This window comes from Hyphomicrobium sp. (assembly GCF_003987855.1).
In the GTDB taxonomy this organism is placed as follows: Bacteria; Pseudomonadota; Alphaproteobacteria; order Rhizobiales; family Hyphomicrobiaceae; genus Hyphomicrobium_B.
On the sequence record NZ_RXIZ01000015.1, the window covers coordinates 482100 to 500401 of the forward strand.

The 18302-nt window shown below is 61.3% G+C and carries 19 protein-coding genes and 1 tRNA gene; 14 read left to right on the forward strand and 6 right to left on the reverse strand.

Annotation, left to right across the window (positions count from 1 at the left end; translation table 11 throughout):
• On the reverse strand, positions 1–1040 hold a 1040-nt coding region (locus tag EKK30_RS15210), incomplete at its 3' end, for an ABC transporter transmembrane domain-containing protein (RefSeq protein ID WP_290986359.1).
• Between the two features lie 104 nt (positions 1041–1144).
• Between EKK30_RS15210 and EKK30_RS15215 the strand changes: the two genes are divergently transcribed.
• Together EKK30_RS15215 and EKK30_RS15220 are read left to right on the forward strand one after the other, a co-directional pair.
• Positions 1145–1846, forward strand: coding sequence for a RibD family protein (locus EKK30_RS15215; RefSeq protein WP_290986360.1), 702 nt, complete (start codon positions 1145–1147; stop codon positions 1844–1846).
• A gap of 4 nt (positions 1847–1850) precedes the next feature.
• Positions 1851–2450 (forward strand): cytochrome b, encoded by a 600-nt coding sequence (locus tag EKK30_RS15220; RefSeq protein ID WP_290986362.1) that lies wholly within the window; start codon positions 1851–1853, stop codon positions 2448–2450.
• Between the two features lie 12 nt (positions 2451–2462).
• Here EKK30_RS15220 and EKK30_RS15225 read toward each other — a convergent pair whose 3' ends face one another.
• Genes EKK30_RS15225 through EKK30_RS15240 form a run of 4 tightly spaced genes read right to left on the reverse strand, consistent with a single transcriptional unit; the run spans position 2463 to position 5784 of the window.
• Entirely contained in the window at positions 2463–3296 is an 834-nt protein-coding gene (locus EKK30_RS15225) for a class I SAM-dependent methyltransferase (protein ID WP_290986363.1), read from the reverse strand.
• Positions 3293–4354 carry a glycosyltransferase family 4 protein gene (locus tag EKK30_RS15230; protein WP_290986365.1) on the reverse strand — a complete coding sequence of 354 codons (1062 nt, stop codon included), beginning with the start codon at positions 4352–4354 and terminating at the stop codon, positions 3293–3295. The genes EKK30_RS15225 and EKK30_RS15230 overlap by 4 nt, the downstream gene beginning before the upstream one ends.
• Complete coding sequence (locus EKK30_RS15235; RefSeq protein ID WP_290986366.1) at positions 4332–4736, reverse strand: 6-carboxytetrahydropterin synthase; 405 nt, start codon at positions 4734–4736, stop codon at positions 4332–4334. The genes EKK30_RS15230 and EKK30_RS15235 overlap by 23 nt, the downstream gene beginning before the upstream one ends.
• A 22-nt stretch (positions 4737–4758) precedes the next feature.
• Positions 4759–5784: a zinc-binding alcohol dehydrogenase gene (locus tag EKK30_RS15240; protein ID WP_290986368.1), complete on the reverse strand. Its 1026-nt coding sequence runs from the start codon at positions 5782–5784 to the stop codon at positions 4759–4761.
• Between the two features lie 19 nt (positions 5785–5803).
• Here EKK30_RS15240 and mdoH point away from each other — a divergent pair, with 19 nt between their 5' ends.
• The 3 genes from mdoH to EKK30_RS15255 are packed head-to-tail and all read left to right on the forward strand — an operon-like array spanning position 5804 to position 9397.
• Positions 5804–7606, forward strand: a complete 1803-nt coding sequence (gene mdoH, locus EKK30_RS15245) for a glucans biosynthesis glucosyltransferase MdoH (RefSeq protein WP_290986369.1) — start codon at positions 5804–5806, stop codon at positions 7604–7606.
• Between the two features lie 4 nt (positions 7607–7610).
• Positions 7611–8357, forward strand: a complete 747-nt coding sequence (locus tag EKK30_RS15250; RefSeq protein WP_290986370.1) for an FkbM family methyltransferase — start codon at positions 7611–7613, stop codon at positions 8355–8357.
• A gap of 26 nt (positions 8358–8383) precedes the next feature.
• Complete coding sequence (locus tag EKK30_RS15255; RefSeq protein ID WP_290986372.1) at positions 8384–9397, forward strand: hypothetical protein; 1014 nt, start codon at positions 8384–8386, stop codon at positions 9395–9397.
• Positions 9398–9403: 6 nt separating this feature from the next.
• Here EKK30_RS15255 and EKK30_RS15260 read toward each other — a convergent pair whose 3' ends face one another.
• Positions 9404–10297 carry a TIGR01459 family HAD-type hydrolase gene (locus EKK30_RS15260; protein WP_290986373.1) on the reverse strand — a complete coding sequence of 298 codons (894 nt, stop codon included), beginning with the start codon at positions 10295–10297 and terminating at the stop codon, positions 9404–9406.
• 213 nt (positions 10298–10510) lie between these two features.
• On the opposite strand from EKK30_RS15260, the gene EKK30_RS15265 reads away from it, so the two are divergent.
• The 9 genes from EKK30_RS15265 to rpoB form a co-directional block, all read left to right on the forward strand.
• Positions 10511–10888, forward strand: coding sequence for a YbjQ family protein (locus EKK30_RS15265; protein WP_290986374.1), 378 nt, complete (start codon positions 10511–10513; stop codon positions 10886–10888).
• A gap of 101 nt (positions 10889–10989) precedes the next feature.
• A tRNA-Trp gene (locus tag EKK30_RS15270) sits at positions 10990–11065 on the forward strand.
• Between the two features lie 89 nt (positions 11066–11154).
• Positions 11155–11352, forward strand: a complete 198-nt coding sequence (gene secE / locus EKK30_RS15275) for a preprotein translocase subunit SecE (protein WP_290986534.1) — start codon at positions 11155–11157, stop codon at positions 11350–11352.
• Between the two features lie 49 nt (positions 11353–11401).
• On the forward strand, positions 11402–11977 hold the full coding sequence (gene nusG, locus EKK30_RS15280; protein ID WP_290986375.1) for a transcription termination/antitermination protein NusG: 576 nt from the start codon (positions 11402–11404) through the stop codon (positions 11975–11977).
• Positions 11978–12166: 189 nt separating this feature from the next.
• Positions 12167–12613 (forward strand): 50S ribosomal protein L11, encoded by a 447-nt coding sequence (rplK, locus tag EKK30_RS15285; protein WP_290986376.1) that lies wholly within the window; start codon positions 12167–12169, stop codon positions 12611–12613.
• Between the two features lie 4 nt (positions 12614–12617).
• Positions 12618–13367, forward strand: coding sequence for a 50S ribosomal protein L1 (gene rplA, locus EKK30_RS15290; protein WP_290986377.1), 750 nt, complete (start codon positions 12618–12620; stop codon positions 13365–13367).
• 331 nt (positions 13368–13698) lie between these two features.
• Positions 13699–14217, forward strand: a complete 519-nt coding sequence (gene rplJ, locus EKK30_RS15295) for a 50S ribosomal protein L10 (RefSeq protein ID WP_290986379.1) — start codon at positions 13699–13701, stop codon at positions 14215–14217.
• Positions 14218–14321: 104 nt separating this feature from the next.
• Positions 14322–14699, forward strand: a complete 378-nt coding sequence (gene rplL / locus EKK30_RS15300) for a 50S ribosomal protein L7/L12 (protein WP_290986380.1) — start codon at positions 14322–14324, stop codon at positions 14697–14699.
• A gap of 279 nt (positions 14700–14978) precedes the next feature.
• The coding region (gene rpoB / locus EKK30_RS15305; protein WP_290986381.1) for a DNA-directed RNA polymerase subunit beta at positions 14979–18302 on the forward strand (3324 nt) is incomplete at its 3' end.

Here is an 18302-nt window from a genome sequence, read left to right on the forward strand (position 1 = left end):
TTGACGCCCTCGAATGAAACCGCCCCATTGACGGCCTCCAGCGGCTTAGCCCCGGGAGCATCGGGCGACGCGCCGGCTTCATCCATCAGATTGAACAGCGCGGTGATCGTCGGCGCCTGCTGATCGATACGCACCGCAAACCCCGATAGCTGATCGAGCTTAGAGATGAGCAGGGTGGCGAACGCCACGAAGCTTACGATCTGGCCGACGGTCAACTCACCGCGTCCGACAAGAATGGCGCCGGCAGTGAAGATCACCACCATCGTCAGCGTTGCCGCGGACCGCTGCATAACGGTCAGAACGCCCCACCAAGTCAGCACCGGATACTGCGCGGTGAGAAGATCGCTTGCCAGCCCGCGCAACGCGTCGGCTTCGGCTTTGAGACGGCCATAGCTTTGCACCACAGTGACGTTGCCGACGACATCGACGACGCGGCTAGAAAGCGCCGTCTCATGCGCCTCCACCGCCGCCTGGCCAGTCGCCGTCCGTTTGACGACGAACACGTGCATCAGCGTATAGGCACCCGCGAGCGCCGTCAGGATCGTTGCCATGCGCACGTCCATCGCAAATGCCGTTGGCACGAGAAGGATGATGCCGAAGACAACCGCGAGCTGCTCGCGCATGACGCCGAGCCAGAGCCAGAACAGCGCGTTCATTCCCGAGAGGATCGTACGAATGGTCGCTCCCGAACCGCGCGCGGCGTGCGAACTTTGCGGCAGCGAAATCGTTTTCTCGAAGATGCTTGCGAGATGCGCGAGCTTCTGCCGATGCGCCAAGCGATCCGCATTAATGCCCACGACAACACCTGCGACGATGCCGAACAGCCCCAGCAGCGCCCAAAGACCGATATATACGAACGCGCTCTCGCCTTTGCTCAAGGCGTCGACCACGCGTCCAAACAGGATGGGCTCGGCAAGCTGCGTAACGGCAATGACGATGCCGGCCGCAGCCAGGCCGATTGCGAGATATTTCTCGCCAGCCAGCAGGGCGAGGGATCGCATGTAAATGGCGAAGAGGCCGAGCGGCGGCTTGGAAGTCATGTTGTGATGCTAACGAGCGAAGAGGGTGGGAGAGGGGAAGGTTGCCTTATGGAATTGCGCAGCATGCGACGCAACGCTCGGGTCATATATCACGCAGTGAGCCCATGACACCGGAGAAAGTCGATTTCGCGGCGGTATTCCAACCGATCATGAACGCGCCTGCAGACAGGCCATTCGTGCTTGCCCAGCTTGGCCAGTCGTTGGACGGGCGGATCGCCACTGCATCAGGCGAGTCGCGCTGGATCAACGGGCCGAGCGCGCTCGATCATCTCCACCGTCTTCGGGCGAGCGTCGATGCCGTCGTGGTGGGCATAGGGACCGTGCTTGCCGACGATCCGCGGCTGACGGTCCGCCGCGTCGCCGGCGCTGAGCCCGTCCGCGTCATCATCGATCCCCGCGGTCGGCTTCCCTCATCCGCCCGATGTCTCACCACTGGTAACCAGCCGTGCCTGATCGTCACCAATCGGGAGCGCGACCCGCCCGAAGGCGCCGAACTAATGTTGGTAAAGGGAGAAGGCGAGCGCCTAGCGCCGTCCGATATCGTCGGCGCTCTCTTCGCACGCGGTCTAAAGAGAATTTTGGTCGAGGGCGGCGCCTCCACTGTCTCGGATTTCATCGGCTCTGGAGCAGTCGATCGCCTACATCTCCTCGTCGCCCCGATGATCCTGGGATCAGGGATCCCCGGATTGACGCTGTCGCCGATCGGCAACCTTGACCAGGCATTACGCCCGGAAACCCGCGTACACATTCTTGACGGCGGAGACGTGCTGTTTGATTGTGATCTGAGGCATGAGCGGCGAGGCTAGAGCCATGGCGCAAGATCCGAAATACGATCTCCCGACGTACACGCCGACGGCGCGTGGCCTGCACTGGCTGGTCGCCCTTTTGATATTCGTTCAGTTGCCGGTAGGGTTCTACATGTCCTACCGCGGCAACGACATGCCCTCCGTCGACGCGAATGGCAAGCCGACGGTCGGGGTCTGGGATGCGCTGACCAACTTCCTTTATAGCTCTCACAAGCTGATCGGCTTGACGGTGCTGGCGCTGGTCCTGCTCCGTCTCATCTATCGGCTGACGCGTGGCGCGCCGCGCTCCGATCCAAGCGTGCCTCCGCCACTTACGGGCCTCAGCCATCTTGTGCACTGGGCGCTCTATCTGTTGCTCATCGCGGTTCCCGTGCTTGGCTATCTGGCCATCTCGTACGGCGACTACCTCGACGTCTTCAACTTCCGTTTGCCGATGCTGACGGTGAAGAACGAGGACATGTCGAAGGAGATCTTCGAGTGGCATGAGACCGGCGCGATCCTGATCATCGGCTTCGTGGCGCTCCACATCGTCGCGGCGATCTATCACCGCTTCATTCGCAAAGACCGTGTGGTCGAGCGGATGATCCCGAAGCGGGTGGCGTGATCACTGCTACTGTCACGCGGGCGCGGCAAATACATCGGTATGCCCGATGAACGCTGCGCTGCGCGGAACCTTCACCCAAGTCACGATCGACTTCTCGTCAAGCCGGCCTTCATCCGTAGCCGCCACGGCGTAACCGCGCAGGAGTTCCTCGATCAGCATCCGATCCGAGCGTTCGAGCAGCCAGGGGCTTTCGCCTTCGAGAGCCACGTAGCCGTTGATCCGAAACTGGTCGACGAGATGCGAGGCCGCGAGCGGGCCAGCCGCCGGTCCGAAACCCTTGTCGCGCATTTGATGCCGCTGGAAGGACGCCGCTATTTGGTTGTCGGCTGGCCGATGGGGCGTCCATCGTTGCAACCCATTGTAAGTCAGAGTGGCGTAGAAAACGGCCTTCGTCGCTACGACGGTCTTCGCAAGTTCGCGGATGAAGCTTTCCGAGGTCAGGTCGAAGAACGCCGACGCGGTGACAAGCTGTACGCCAGGATCAACGAGCGCGTTGGTCTCCCGCGCAAGATCGGCCGAGCGGAAGAGGACACGAATTTCACGCGAACCCTTCCGCAGTTCGAGTGCCTCGCCATCGACCGAATTGCTGTCGGCCCAGCGGGCGAGCTTTGTTCGCGCCACATCGAGGAGCGTCAGGTCGCGATCGACGAGCGTCCAGGTCTGGCGCGTCGGCAGGAGTTGAGCCGTGGCGCGAAGATTGGCTCCGGTTCCCGCCCCAAGATCGAGAACGTTCACTTCGTCTCGCAAGGTCAACCGCGCTTGCAACGCGCTGGCGACATCCGAATTGCGCGCACGCGCATCGGCGGCCTCACGGAGATCGAGCCATTCGGCCGAAAAATCGTTCACGGCTTCAGTCCTAGAATGACCGCTGCAAACCGCCGTGCCGTCTCATGCCACGTCGGAAGGGTTCGCCCGGCTTCCCAAGCAGCATCCGCCAAGCGATCCCGAAGCTTCTTGTCCGTAAGCGCGCGTTGTAAAGCGGCCGTTAGTTCCGAAACATTGCCCGCCTCGACGTGAAGCGCAGCGGCTTCTCCCGCCGTATCGGCTGCAGCGCCGCCGGCCGCGAGAACGATGGGCAAACCCCGCGACATCGCCTCAGCCAAGACCATGCCGTACCCCTCAAAAAGCGAAGCCGATACGAATAGATCGGCACTCTCATAAAAGCGATCGAGCGTCGCCGGCACGACCTTGCCCGCGAGCGTCACGCGATCTTCAAGGCCATGCGCGCGAATGGCGGCTTGCACGGTTTCTACAGCCTGTGGATGCCGGTCGAGCGCGCCGGCGATCGTCAAACGCCAATCGATCTCTTTCAGCGGCGCCAAAGCTTCGATCAGCACGTCGTAGCCCTTGCGCGGAAGAACCGCGCCGACAGCCAGTATTTGCAGCGGCGCACCTGTGCCGGTCGCGCGCTGAGCCGGATCGGTGCCTGGTTCCGCAACCGTGATCTTGTCCGGCAGTACCGCCATGTGCTGGGTCACTATGCGCTTCGTCGCGCGACTGGTCACGATGATGTGGTTGGCGCGTTTTAACGCCCGCTCTTCGCTTTCCTTTAGTTCCACCTTGCGCCCGTGAGGCAGACCCGTCTCGAGGAAAAGCGGATGATGGACAAGCCCGATGACGCGGCCTTTCAGGCCATCGACGATGTCGTCGGGGAAAGCGCCAAACGCCAAACCATCAATGACGAGCACCGACCCGGGCTTTCGCGCGCATAGGAGGCGGCGCGTCTCTTCGAGGTCTTCGTCAGTCGGATTGGGAAATGAAGCAGGAAGCGCCAGCACAGTGACCGGGACGCCAAAATCGGGCAGCAGCTCCACGACGCGGCGATCGTAGGCGTACCCACCCGTCGCGGCCTTCAGATCACCGGGAATGGCGAATATCGCTTCAGCCACCGATTTCACCTTCATAGCTCGCGCGCGCCAGATCCGTTTCCGACAGCGTCACGCGAATGCGCGATAACGTCTTGCCCTCTTCGCCGAGCGCGCCAGACCTCGCCGCCTCGGCGATCGCGTCGAAGATGTGCTTGCAGAGGAATTCCGTCGTAGTGAGCTTGCCCTTGAATTGCGGCAGAGCGTCGAGATTCTGATAGGCGAGCGGCTTCAATGAATTTCCAAGAACGTCGAGCGCCGCGCCAATGTCGACAACGACGTTCTGCTTCGTCAGCTCCTTACGAAAGAAAGCAACATCAACGACGAAGGTCGCGCCGTGCATGTTCTGCGCCGGCCCGAAGAACGGGTCTGGCAGCGAATGGGCGATCATGATGCGGCTGCGTACTTCGACTGAGAACATACTACGTTTTCACCTGATGAGATTAATAGCGAATGACCGGAGGCAGCGCCGACGACGACCAGATGCGCGGTAGTTCCGCGGGCAAGTCTTCGAAAGCAACCTCGTTTTCGATGAGCGCGTCCAGGCGGTCGTCGTCGAGAAGGCTAATCGCCCGGGCTAGACGCCCGGCGTGCGTCACTTGCCCGCGATGGCTCGGCGCGACTTGGCCGACCTGAGAAGAGAGAAGCTTTAGCCGGCGGCTATGAAAGGATCCGCCGAGTTTCACGGTGACCGGCTTGGCCCCATACCAGCTCATTTCCACGACCGTGCCTTCGAAAGCGCAGGCCTCGATCGCCGCCTCCAGGCCGCCGCTCGTCGCGCTCGCATGAAAAACGATCCGGTTGTCGCCGGGAATCTCGGATGGCGTCACAAATCGGAGGCCCAGGGCCTCCGCGACCGCCGCCCGCTCCGGATTGACGTCGAAGATGGCGACATCCTTTCCGGCAATGCGCCGCGCGAGATAGGCCGTCAGCAAGCCGACGATGCCGGCTCCCACGATCAACACGCGGTCGCCGAGCGTGGTGCCCGCGTCCCAATGGGCATTGAGTGCGGTTTCCATATTGCCGGCTAGAACGCCTCGCCGCGAAGGAACAGAATCCGGAAGGACCGCGAGCATTGCCTCAGGCGCGTGAAAATGATCCTGATGCGGATGCAACACAAAGACGCGCTTGCCGGCTAACGCCTCCGATCCTGTTGTCACGATACCTGTCGCCGAATAGCCGTATTTCACCGGGAATGAGAATGCTCCAGCCTGCAGCGGTGCGCGCATGCGAGCCCACTCGCTCTCGGGAACGTCTCCGAGAGCAACGAGGCGCTCCGTGCCACGGCTAATGGCAGAGTATTCCGCCGCGATGCGCGCTTGCCCCGGCGGGGGCAGCGTCAATCGTTCACTCCGGATTTCGGCAACGCCGGGCTTAACGTACCACAGGGCCCGCGCCATCACGATCTGGCCCTGACTGCGGCGCGTCGGCTTGGAATTGGACTCGAGTGAGCTCTGCGGGTCATTCATTGCGAAGGATTGGTCCGTAATGACGATCGGTGCCGAGCGCGAGGTAACACCGAATGCGGATGCAGCGATATTCGAGCCCCAGAGCCTTACGACTCCCGCGGGGCTAGACGCAAGAGCGACGCTTGCACGGCGCCGCCGCATCGCACTGACGTTGAACGTCGGCACTTGGTTCCTTCTTGTCGCCATCGCGGCCCTGACGTTAGCTCAGGGCGGCTTGACCGTGCTGTCTGCAGCGATGGTGCTCTGCTTCGCCTTAGGCGCTCCATGGCCAATTCTGGGCTTCTGGAACGCAGCAATCGGCCTCTGGCAACTGCACGGCGGCGCCTGGCGCGCGAAACCCGCCAACGCCGCGCTCCTTGCGGCGGGAAAAATACCCACGCCGCTTACGGTTAACACGGCCGTGCTGATGACGTTGCGCAACGAAGACCCCGCCCGCGCGCTTCTGAGGCTGAAGATCATCAAAGAGAGCCTCGATCGGACGGCGGATGGCGCGCGGTTCTCTTATTTCGTTTTGAGCGACAGCGATCAGCCCGATATCGTCGCCAAGGAAGAGTCTTTGGTGGCGGCTTGGCGCGCCGATGATTCCGACCGTGAACGGATCGTCTATCGCCGCCGTCCGAGTAACACGGCCTTCAAGGCTGGCAACATCCGCGACTTCGCCGAGCGCTGGGGATCTCAGTACGAGGTCATGCTCCCGCTGGACGCTGACAGCTTAATGACCGGTGAAGCGATCGTCGGGCTTGTGCGCATCATGCAGCACTATCCTCGTATCGGCATCCTCCAGAGCCTCGTCGTCGGCACGCCTTCCTCATCGGCCTTTGCTCGCATTTTTCAATTCGGCATGCGGCTCGGGATGCGGACCTACACGATGGGCCAGGCCTGGTGGGTCGGCGATTGCGGCCCGTTCTGGGGACACAACGCGCTCCTCAGGATCAAGCCCTATGTCGATCATTGCAGGCTCGAGGATTTGATCGGCGGCACTCAGATCCTGTCGCACGATCAGGTGGAAGCCGTGCTGATGCGCAAGGCGGGTTATGAGGTCCGCGTCCTGCCGGTCGAGACGGGCTCCTACGAGGACAATCCGCCGGACCTCCTGGAGTTCATGAGCCGTGACAACCGCTGGTGCCAAGGAAACCTGCAGTACCTTCGTCTTGTTGGATTGCCTGGGCTGAAGCCGGTCAGCCGCTTCCAGCTTTTCTGGGCCATTTTGATGTTTATCGGCGTCCCTGCCTGGACCCTTTTTGCGGGCCTTCTTCCGCTCATGCTCGTGCACGCTCAAAATTTGCCCGATTTCAGTTGGTACACGGCGGAAGTGCTCTACGTGGTCGTTCTGTTGATGCACCTGGCGCCCAAGCTCGCGGGTGTAGCCGATGCGGTTCTCACGCCGGGGGAGGTCAACCGCTTCGGCGGCCCGGCGAGGTTCTCGTTGAGCGCCGTCATCGAGATTGTCTTTTCGCTTCTGGTAGGCTCGATCACCACGGTTCGCACCTCGATCTTCATGATGGCATTGCTCGTGAAAAGGCCGATCTCCTGGAACAGTCAGAAGCGCGATGGAAAAGGGCTTTCATGGCCTGCAGCAACCGCAGCGCTATGGCCTCAGCTGCTGTTCGGACTATCACTGTGCGCGGCGCTCTTCGCCATTTCGCCCGTCGCACTGCTTTGGAGTTTGCCGCTCACCGCCGGCTATGTGCTCGCCGTGCCTTTCGCCGTTGTGACGGCAAGCCCGGCTGTCGGCCGCTTTCTCCGTCGTCGCGGGATCTGCGGCATTCCGGAAGATTTTGCGCCTTCTCCAGAAATTCGCGCGATCGAAGTGGGACATTGACGTGATGTCGTCCCCAGCCTTGCAGGGTGTCATCAGATCATTGCGGATCTATCACGGTCCCCATGCGCCGCGCGATGCAATGGACCAGCTCTACCGCCTGTTCGTGGAGCCGGGCGCTCTCGTCTTCGACATCGGCGCTCATGTCGGTGATCGCATATCATCGTTTCGCAGGCTCGGTGCGCGCGTGATCGCGGTAGAGCCCCAGCCGCTCCTCTTCTCGGCACTCAACCACATCCACGGCCGCGATCCGCTTGTCGAACTTCTCGATCGCGCGGTTGGGTCGGACGCTGGCGTGCGCGAGCTGTTCGTCAACACCACTAATCCGACGGTTTCGACCCTGTCCGAAGAGTTCGTGAATCAGGCGAGAGGCGCGAGGGGATGGGAAGACCAAATCTGGGATGGTCGCGTCCCGATCGAAATCGTCACGCTCGATGGCTTGATTGCGCGCTACGGAACGCCTTCCTTCATCAAGATCGACGTTGAGGGCTACGAGGATGCGGCGTTGCGTGGGCTATCGCAGCCGGTCAAAGCGCTGTCATTCGAATTTACGACAATCGCCCGCTATGTCGCGATGGCATGCTTCGACCGCCTGTCGGCTCTCGGGCGATATCGCTACAACCTTGCGCTCGGAGAAAGCCAGAAGCTTCTCTTCGACGTATGGATGTCGGATGAGGAAATGGCGGGCCACTTGAGCAATCTTCCGCACGAGGCAAATTCGGGCGACGTTTACGCGACGCTCGCCCTTGATTGAGCATGAAATTCGAAATGGAGCATTGAATGCCGACGTTCTCACTTCGCGCGCTTCTTTTGGCGGTTTCGCTCATCCTTCCGCTGGCGGTCGCGCAGGCGGCGTCACTCGATGGCCTGGCCGTCGACGTCGAAAATCAGAGCGAGCCGGTGTTGTGCGCCGAGAAGGACAACGTCGCCGTCGCGTTTTCTAACAAGAACGTTCGCTCATTCCGCATCGAGGCCGCGCATCCGGTTTATTTGTCTCCGGTGATGCGCGCCAATATCGAGCCCGATTGGACGGCTTGCGACATGTCGCAAGATCCGATTTTCAAAGCAGCGGTTCCTCCCAAGAAGATCACGCTCGTTGGCCAGCCGGAGCTGTGGCTGGTCGGTTATACTTATCCATCGTTCTGGCGCCCCGCGACCGCAACGGTGCGCATCGGCGACAAGGTCTACAACGACATTCACATGCTGCAGGTGTGGGTTCTCAAGGAGGGCCGCGCCGACGAGGTGCTCGTGCTCTACCCGCAGGACGGATATTGGCGGCCGCGTCCGATGACGCCCGCGAATATGGAAGTGACCGCGTATGGCTCGTCGTTCCTGATCGGCCCGATCGAGAAAGAGGGTCGTCCACTCGTCAAGATAAAGGAAGCCGCTTTTGATCCAGACGCCCGTCAGTTCACGCTGTCATTCGAAAGGGGCGGCTCGGCGACAGTGAAAATAGCGACCGTAGATCCCAACCGCATCGCGCTCGACGTCGCTTTCGATCATGGCATCGACGGTGGCCCGTTTGCCATGCTGCGTTCGATGTACGTCACGGAATTCAACAACGATACAGCACGTATTGCCGTGCGCGAGCAGGGCGCGAAGGGCTGGCGCGAAGACAACGTCATGAAGTTCGATCACGCCAACGCCACGGATATCTGGATCGGCAGGCTGTCGCCATCCCAGCACAACACGACGTCGCCTGACGTCGTGTTCAACAGCTTCTCCGATGGCCCGACGCCGAAGCGGCCGAAAAGCGAGATCCCCTCCGAGGTCTCGACCAAACCGATCAAGTAGCCTCGCTCACCACGCGAGTTCGATCATGGCTCCGAGCGCGGGCGGCGCGCCGGGGCCGAACAGGTCCGCGAGCTTTGTCGCCGACAGGTCGATGCCGTCGACCGTCTCGTGGCGGTGGATTCCCGACGCAATGAAAAGTGCATCGCAGCCGAAGTTTTCCGCCCCCTTGATGTCAGTCCGCAAAGCATCGCCGATAACGAGGACTTTGCTTTTCGCAATGTTCTTCGTGCGGAGCGCTTCGGCTTTGTGATGCGCCGTTTCATAGGCGCTGAGATAGGGCTTGCCCGCCCAGTAGACGTCGCCGCCCATATGTTCGTAGAGGTCGGCAATGGCCCCGGCGCAGTAATAAAGCGTTCCGCCCACATCGACGACGAGATCGGGATTGGCACAGACAAAGCACAATTTTTTCCGGAGCGCTTCGTCGAGAAGCGGGCGATAGTCTTCAGGCGTTTCGCGGCGATCATCGTTGAGGCCGGTGCAGACGATGGCCTCGGCGTCCGCCAGCTCGACGGATCGTCCCGGAAGCGCGGAAAATAGCGCGCGATCGCGGTCTTGCGGACCGATACAGTAGATGCGCTCGTAGTTCCTCTCGGCTAGATGCGTGAGCGCGATGTCGCCGGACGATACGATGTCGTCCCAAGCGCCCCTAGGGACGTGCCTGAAATCGAGCATGTCCATGACGCGCTGCTTGGGCACCGGCGCGTTCGACACCAGAATGACCGTCCCGCCTTGGCCGCGAAACTTCTCCAGCGCCCGGCACGCCGCTTCGAACGCTGTGACACCGTTGTGAATGACACCCCAGACATCGCAGAACACGGCATCGTAGCGAGACAGCAGCGGTCCGGCGTGTTCCAAGATGGGCGGGACCTTGGAGCCGTTGTGGTTGGCGGATGTGGGCAAATCGGATCCTGATGCGTTCGAGCTGTGTCGCTGGCGACGTGAGGTCGCCGCGATGTGACGAGGGTCAGTTACAGGTGGGGTCTAGCGCAAGCAAGAACATCGACGCAGGTCCTCTGTGCGCTGAGGGATCGCTTCCGTTGTCGAAACGCGACGGGAGTCGCGATAACGTAGCTTGAAGATCGTAGAATCGCCGGAGCAATAAGAGGGACGCCCATGCTTGTGGTCACGACGAACGACATTCAAGGATATCGCATTGTTCGGCACCTGGGGCTCGTTCGCGGCTTGACCGTGCGCTCGCGCAGCGTGGTCGGAAACCTCGGCGCTGCGATCCAGATCTTTTTCGGCGGGAATATCTCCGTCTATACGAAGCTCGCCGAACATGCCCGCCAAGAAGCTTTCGATTTGCTCGTCGAGCATGCGCACAGCATGGGCGCCAACGCCGTCGTCGCGATGCGCTATGACGCCAACGAGATCGCTGCCGCTGTCACGGAGGTCCTCGCATACGGCTCAGCCGTGGTCGTCGAGCCCGTCTCGGGCAGCGAAACCGGCGGCGGCAGCGGGCCATGGGCGGGCGCCGGCGCCGGTCGATAGAAAAAAGGCGCGTCCGGGGCTGACAAGCCCTCAAAGTTCGGTTAAGGGTGCACGCCCCGAAAGAGGCTGCTCGACGGCAGGCGCATGCCTGCGTCTGGACTAGGGGTGTAGCTCAATTGGTAGAGCGTCGGTCTCCAAAACCGAAGGTCGGGGGTTCGAGACCCTCCGCCCCTGCCAGCCTCGTGACGGTTTGATCTGCCGACCGGCCCGGAACCCCCGTGGTCGGATGCGGCATGTTGTCGCTTATGCGCTCGGAAAGCAGTTTTATGGCGAAGTTCAATCCCATAACCTTTATGCAAGAGGTTCGGCAGGAAGTTGCGAAGGTAACTTGGCCGACTTGGAAAGAGGTGTGGATCACGACTTTGATGGTAATCATCATGGTCGCGCTCGCCTCTGTTTTCTTTTTGCTCGTTGATCAGGCGCTCAGCCACGTCGTGCGTTTGATCCTTGGGGTGGGCACCTGAATTCGGCTGGCATGAGTGGTTTAAGTTTCGCGCCAGAGGGCCTTTGAGAATGGTTGTCGCGCAAGAACGCGAAGAAAAAGCACCGATCGCCGGTACGCGCTGGTACATCGTGCACGCCTACACGAATTTTGAGCGCAAGGTCGCTGACGCCATTCGCGAGCGTGCGAAGGCTGGCGGCCTTGATGATTTGTTCGAAGAAATTGTCGTGCCGACTGAAGAGGTCGTCGAGATCAAGCGTGGCCGCAAGATCCCGACCGAGCGCAAATTTCTGCCGGGCTACGTGCTCGTGAAGATGAAGATGACGGACGCGGCGTTCGTGATGATCAAGAACACGCCGAAGGTCACGGGTTTCCTCGGCGCGGACAACAAGCCGATGCCGATCCCGGAAGCCGAGGCGATGCGTATCCTCAATCAGGTCAAGGAAGGCGTCGAGCGGCCGAAGCCGACGATCACCTTCGAGATCGGCGAGAACGTCAAGGTCGCCGATGGGCCGTTCGCCTCGTTCACGGGCGTCGTCGAGGAAGTCGACGAGGAGCGTTCGCGGGTCAAGGTCGCAGTGTCGATCTTCGGCCGTCCGACGCCGGTCGAACTGGAATTTACGCAGGTTGAGAAGGTGCCTGCCTGACGGCGCAACGAGGCGCCTTGGGCAACAAGGAATTCCGGCGGCATGCTGCCGGAGCCCGCATCGGGATTTCGGTTTTGATGCGGTGACGTGCGGGAGGAGTGGCAACTCTTTCGAGAGCCCATTCCGCTGAACCGCTAACCCGGAGCGTCACGCCATTTCGGCATGATGCTCTAACATCGAAGGGGAACTATGGCGAAGAAAGTCGACGGCTTTATCAACTTACAAGTACCGGCTGGAGCGGCCAATCCGTCGCCACCAATCGGTCCCGCGCTAGGCCAGCGCGGCGTCAACATCATGGAATTCTGCAAGTCCTTCAACGCGAAAACGAAGGACCTGGAGCAGGGTACACCGATTCCCGTGAAGATCACGGTCTACTCCGACCGTTCCTTCACGTTCGAGATGCGTCAGCCCCCGGCGACGTACCTCATCAAGAAGGCTGCTGGCCTTCGTCCGACGGGCAAAGGCGGCCAGGGCTCGAAGGAGCCGGGGCGCATCGTTGCTGGTCAGGTCACGATCGCGCAGCTCAAGGAGATCGCGAAGGGCAAGCTCAAGGACATGAACACCGACGACATCGATGCCGCCGCACGCACGCTTGCGGGCAGCGCACGTTCGATGGGCCTCAAGGTGGTGGAGTAGTCCGATGGCAAAAGCTCAAATCAGCGCTGAGAAGATCAAGGAAACGCGCGAAGCCGGCGGCAAGCGCATGCTCGTCGTCAAGCAGGGCCTGCCCGCGGGCAAAGCCTATGGCGTCGACGAGGCCGTGAAGATCATCAAGGAACGCGCCAAGGCGAAGTTCGACGAAACGGTCGAGATCGCGATGAACCTGGGCGTCGATCCCAAGCACGCCGACCAGATGGTCCGCGGCGTTTGCAACCTGCCGAACGGCTCGGGCCGCACGGCGCGCGTTGCGGTGTTCGCTCGCGGCGCCAAGGCGGAAGAGGCGAAGGCTGCCGGAGCTGACATCGTCGGCGCCGAGGACCTCGTCGAAATCGTCTCGAAAGGCACGATCAATTTCGATCGCTGCATCGCGACGCCCGACATGATGGGCCTCGTCGGCCGCCTCGGTAAGGTGCTGGGCCCGCGCGGCCTGATGCCGAACCCGCGCGTCGGCACGGTGACGATGGACGTCACAGGCGCCGTCAAGGGCGCGAAGGGCGGCTCGGTTGAGTTCCGCGTCGAGAAGGCGGGCATCGTTCACGCCGGCGTCGGCAAGGCGAGCTTCAGCCAGGAAGCCTTGGTGCAGAACATCAAGGCATTCGTCGACGCTGTGGTGAAGGCGAAGCCGACGGGCTCGAAGGGCACGTACCTCAAGAAGGTTTCGCTGTCCTCGACGATGGGACCGGGCTTGAAGCTCGACACCGCATCGGTCGCGCCGGGGCCGGTCGCCTAAGTTTCACGAATTCCGGGGCAACCCGGGAAACCCTGGACCGGGGCGTCGCCGCTTCGGTCCGGCACTGTCCGAGATTGTGGGTGCCGATCCGGCTCGCCGGTGACGCCTAAGTCTCTCAATAGCTGAGAGCCCGCATGAGACAGAAGACGGCCGGATTAGAGGCGATTGCCTCAACTTCGGTTTGAACCTTCTGGGTCAGCACCGTGCCGCTCCACTACGCGGTCCACGGGAACGAGGACAGACTAGCGTCGCCTGATCCCTCGCGGAGACGGCGGCAAAGGTGCAACCCGCGGGGCTTCGCAAATGAAGCTTCGCAGCAAGGAGACGAGACGTGGATAGAGCCGCGAAACGTGAGCTCATCGATAGCCTCCACACCACGCTGAAAAGCACGGGTGTGGTCGTTGTCGCCCACAACACCGGCATGGTGGCCGCTCAATCCGCAGATTTCCGCAAGCGAGTTAAAGAAGCTGGCGGATCTGTGAAGGTGGCCAAGAACAAGCTGGCGCAACTCGCGCTCAAGGACACCGACGCCGAGAAGCTTTCTGAGCTTTTGACGGGCCCGACCATTCTGGCCTTCTCGAAAGATCCGATCGCAGCGGCGAAGGCGACCGTCACGTATGCCAAGGGCAACGACAAGCTCGTGATCCTCGGCGGCGCGATGGGAAAGACCATCCTTGACGCGAAAGGCGTGCAGGCTCTTGCCGAACTGCCGTCGCTTGATGAACTGCGCGCCAAGCTCATTGGCCTCCTCAACGCTCCGGCGACGAAGATCGCCCGGACCGTCAAGGAGCCCGGTGCCAAGCTGGCTCGCGTCATTCAGGCCAAGGCTTCGAAGGAAGAGGCTGCCTAAGCCGCGGAAGTTGTGGGGCTTTGAGCCCTCGAACGCTAACGCAGCACGGCCCCAAGGGGGTGCTGCAATTCAACCACTAGGTTCAAATCAGAAGGACACTATATATGTCGAAGATCGAAAAAATCGTTGAAGACTTGTCGGCACTCACGGTGCTCGAAGCTGCTGAGCTCGCCAAGCTGCTCGAAGAGAAGTGGGGCGTCTCGGCTGCCGCTGCGGTTGCCGTTGCTGCGCCTGCTGGCGGTGGCGCAGCCGCTGCTCCGGTCGAAGAGCAGACGGAATTCACCGTCATCCTCAAATCGGGCGGCGACAAGAAGATTAACGTCATCAAGGAAGTTCGCGCCATCACCGGTCTCGGACTGAAGGAAGCCAAGGACCTCGTCGAGGCCGGCGGCAAGACCGTGAAGGAAGGCGTCTCGAAGGACGAAGCCCAGAAGCTCAAGAAGCAGCTTGAGGATCAGGGCGCGGCTGTCGAGATCAAGTAATTGGATGTTCGGCACTGGCTGGGTCGCTCCCGGCCGGTGCCGACGCCTGTGCATACGTCGTCGCGGCTGGCGATTGAAATACCGCACATTGCGGCCGGCTCCCGGAAGGGGGGCTCAATGTGCAGACAAACGGTTTTCCGGAGGGTCCTGGGGTTCTCGAACCTCGAAAAAGGACCCTCCGGTGAACCGTTTCAAGAGGTCCCGGTTACCCAGGGACCCTGAGCGCGTCGCATTTGGATCGCGGGCCTCGCCCGCAAACGAGAGCACGAAGGGACCGATATGGCTCAAACCCTCACCAGCCGCAAACGCCTCCGGAAGCAGTTTGGTTCGATCGGAGAAGTCGCGGAGATGCCGAACCTCATCGAGGTTCAGAAAGCATCTTACGATGACTTCTTGATGGTCAAGGAGCCCCCGGGTGGTAGGCCCGACGACTTCGGCCTGCAGTCGGTATTCAAAGGCGTTTTCCCAATCTCCGATTTCGCCGGCAAATCGACGCTGGAATTCGTCAGCTACGAATTCGAGCCGCCGAAGTTCGACACCGATGAGTGCATGCAGCGCGATATGACCTACGCGGCGCCGCTCAAGGTGAAGCTGCGTCTGATCGTGTTCGATGTGAACGAAGAGACGGGCTCGAAGTCGATCAAGGACGTCAAGGAGCAGGACGTCTACATGGGCGACATGCCGCTCATGACCTCGAACGGCACCTTCATCATCAACGGCACCGAACGCGTCATCGTCTCGCAGATGCATCGCTCGCCGGGTGTCTTCTTCGACCACGATCGCGGTAAGACGCACTCGTCGGGCAAGCTGTTGTTCGCAGCTCGCATCATTCCGTACCGTGGTTCCTGGCTCGATTTCGAATTCGACGCCAAGGACATCGTCTATGTCCGTATCGACCGTCGCCGCAAGCTGCCGGTGACGACGATGCTCTATGCCTTGGGTCTGGATGACGAAGAGATCCTCGCGCATTTCTACAAGCACATCGCGATCAAGGAATCCAAGCGCGGCTGGAAAATGCCGTATCTTCCGGAGAAGTTCCGCGGCGTCACCCCGCAGTCCGACATCGCCGATGCCAAGACAGGCGAAGTGATCGCACGCGCAGCCGAGAAGATCACGGCTCGCCGCTCGCGTGAAATCGCCGAGAGCGGCGTCAAGGAGATCTTGATCTCTGCTGAAGATCTCGCCGGCCGCTTCATTGCCGAAGACATCGTTGATCTCGACACGGGCAAGATCTTCGCCGAAGCCGGCGACGAACTTGATGCGAACCTGCTCGCCGAGTTGAAGGAGCAGAAGGTCAAGGAATTCCACATCCTCGACATCGACTACGTCAACACCGGCGCGTTCATTCGCAACACGCTCAACATCGACAAGAACGCCAATCAGCAGGAAGCGCTGATGGACATCTACCGGGTCATGCGCCCGGGCGAGCCGCCGACCATCGAAGCGGCGACCGCGCTGTTCAACGGCCTCTTCTTCGACCCCGAGCGCTTCGATCTCTCGGCCGTTGGTCGCGTGAAGATGAATATGCGCCTCGAACTCGATGCGCCCGACACGATGCGCGTTCTCCGCCGCGAAGACATCCTCGCGGTCGTGAAGACGCTTGTCGATCTGCGCGACGGCAAGGGCGAAATCGACGACATCGACCACTTGGGCAACCGCCGCGTTCGTTCCGTCGGCGAGCTGATGGAAAATCAGTATCGCGTCGGCCTGCTGCGCATGGAGCGCGCCATCAAGGAGCGTATGTCGTCGGTCGACATCGACACGGTGATGCCGCAGGACTTGATCAACGCCAAGCCGGCGGCGGCAGCCGTGCGCGAGTTCTTCGGCTCCTCGCAGCTCTCGCAGTTCATGGACCAGACGAACCCGCTCTCGGAAATCACGCATAAGCGCCGCTTGTCCGCTCTCGGACCGGGCGGCCTCACGCGCGAGCGCGCGGGCTTCGAAGTCCGCGACGTGCATCCGACGCACTATGGCCGAATCTGTCCGATCGAGACGCCTGAAGGCCCGAACATCGGTCTCATCAACTCGCTCGCGACCTTCGCCCGCGTGAACAAGTACGGCTTCATCGAAAGCCCGTATCGTAAGGTCATCAATGCCCGCGTTACGGACGAGGTTGCGTATCTTTCCGCCATGGAAGAGATGCGCCACCACGTTGCGCAGGCGAACGCCGCCATCGACGCCAAGGGCAAGCTGACGGAAGATCTCGTCACCGTTCGCTACCAGGGCGACGTGATGCTCGTTCCGACGGACAAGGTCGATTACATCGACGTGTCGCCGAAGCAGCTCGTGTCCGTCGCGGCCGCGCTCATCCCGTTCCTCGAGAACGACGACGCCAACCGCGCCCTCATGGGCTCGAACATGCAGCGGCAGGCCGTGCCGCTGATCAAGGCGGAAGCGCCGCTCGTCGGCACCGGCATGGAAGAGCGCGTTGCGCAGGACTCAGGTGCTGCCATCGCGGCACGCCGTACGGGCATCGTCGACCAGGTCGATGCAACCCGTATCGTTATCCGCGCCACGGAAGAGCAGGACCCTTCGAAGCCGGGCGTCGACATCTATCGTCTGCGCAAGTTCCAGCGTTCGAACCAGAACACCTGCATCAACCAGCGGCCGCTGATCAACGTCGGCGACCACGTCAAGGCGGGCGACATCATCGCCGACGGTCCCTCGACCGAGCTCGGCGAGCTGGCGCTCGGCAAGAACGTGCTCGTCGCGTTCATGCCGTGGATGGGCTACAACTTCGAAGACTCGATCCTGATGAACGAGCGCGTCGTCTCTGAAGACGTGTTCACTTCGATCCACATCGAAGAATTCGAAGTCATGGCTCGCGACACGAAGCTCGGGCCAGAGGAAATCACGCGCGACATCCCGAACGTTTCGGAAGAAGCGCTGAAGAACCTCGACGAAGCCGGCATCGTCTACATCGGCGCCGAAGTGCATCCTGGCGACATTCTCGTCGGCAAGATCACGCCGAAGGGCGAAAGCCCGATGACGCCGGAAGAGAAGCTTCTGCGCGCCATTTTCGGTGAAAAGGCCTCCGACGTCCGCGATACCTCGCTGCGTCTGCCGCCCGGCGTCGCCGGAACGATCGTCGAAGTTCGCGTCTTCAATCGTCATGGCGTCGAAAAGGACGAGCGTGCGATGGCGATCGAGCGCGAGGAGATCGAACGCCTCGCCAAGGACCGCGACGACGAATTGCAGATCCTCGACCGCAACGTCTATGCGCGTTTGAAAGACGCGCTGATGGGCAAGGAAGTTGCCAAGGGTCCGAAGAACGCGCGTAAAGGCACGGTCATCGACAACGCGATCCTGGACGACATCCCGCGCAGCCAGTGGTGGGAAATCGGCCTCGCGAACGAGAAGGCGCAGGCGGAAGTCGAAGCCATCCAGAAGCAGTACGAAGACGCCAAGAAGGGCCTCGGCTTGCGGTTTGCCGACAAGGTCGACAAGCTGCAGCGCGGTGACGAACTGCCGCCAGGCGTGATGAAGATGGTCAAGGTCTTCGTCGCGGTGAAGCGCAAGATCCAGCCGGGCGACAAGATGGCCGGCCGTCACGGCAACAAGGGTGTCGTGTCGATGATCGTTCCGTCGGAAGACATGCCGTTC

What these genes read in the sequence shown, in the direction of transcription:
- rplK (WP_290986376.1), top strand. Translation starts at nt 12,167, where the DNA reads ATGGCGAAGAAAGTCGACGGCTTTATCAACTTACAAGTACCGGCTGGA.
- nusG (WP_290986375.1), top strand. Translation starts at nt 11,402, where the DNA reads ATGGTTGTCGCGCAAGAACGCGAAGAAAAAGCACCGATCGCCGGTACG.
- EKK30_RS15230 (WP_290986365.1), bottom strand. Translation starts at nt 4,354, where the DNA reads ATGAAGGTGAAATCGGTGGCTGAAGCGATATTCGCCATTCCCGGTGAT.
- EKK30_RS15255 (WP_290986372.1), top strand. Translation starts at nt 8,384, where the DNA reads ATGCCGACGTTCTCACTTCGCGCGCTTCTTTTGGCGGTTTCGCTCATC.
- EKK30_RS15240 (WP_290986368.1), bottom strand. Translation starts at nt 5,784, where the DNA reads ATGAATGACCCGCAGAGCTCACTCGAGTCCAATTCCAAGCCGACGCGC.
- EKK30_RS15235 (WP_290986366.1), bottom strand. Translation starts at nt 4,736, where the DNA reads ATGTTCTCAGTCGAAGTACGCAGCCGCATCATGATCGCCCATTCGCTG.
- EKK30_RS15250 (WP_290986370.1), top strand. Translation starts at nt 7,611, where the DNA reads ATGTCGTCCCCAGCCTTGCAGGGTGTCATCAGATCATTGCGGATCTAT.
- EKK30_RS15220 (WP_290986362.1), top strand. Translation starts at nt 1,851, where the DNA reads ATGGCGCAAGATCCGAAATACGATCTCCCGACGTACACGCCGACGGCG.
- rplL (WP_290986380.1), top strand. Translation starts at nt 14,322, where the DNA reads ATGTCGAAGATCGAAAAAATCGTTGAAGACTTGTCGGCACTCACGGTG.
- rplA (WP_290986377.1), top strand. Translation starts at nt 12,618, where the DNA reads ATGGCAAAAGCTCAAATCAGCGCTGAGAAGATCAAGGAAACGCGCGAA.
- EKK30_RS15265 (WP_290986374.1), top strand. Translation starts at nt 10,511, where the DNA reads ATGCTTGTGGTCACGACGAACGACATTCAAGGATATCGCATTGTTCGG.
- EKK30_RS15215 (WP_290986360.1), top strand. Translation starts at nt 1,145, where the DNA reads ATGACACCGGAGAAAGTCGATTTCGCGGCGGTATTCCAACCGATCATG.
- mdoH (WP_290986369.1), top strand. Translation starts at nt 5,804, where the DNA reads ATGACGATCGGTGCCGAGCGCGAGGTAACACCGAATGCGGATGCAGCG.
- secE (WP_290986534.1), top strand. Translation starts at nt 11,155, where the DNA reads ATGGCGAAGTTCAATCCCATAACCTTTATGCAAGAGGTTCGGCAGGAA.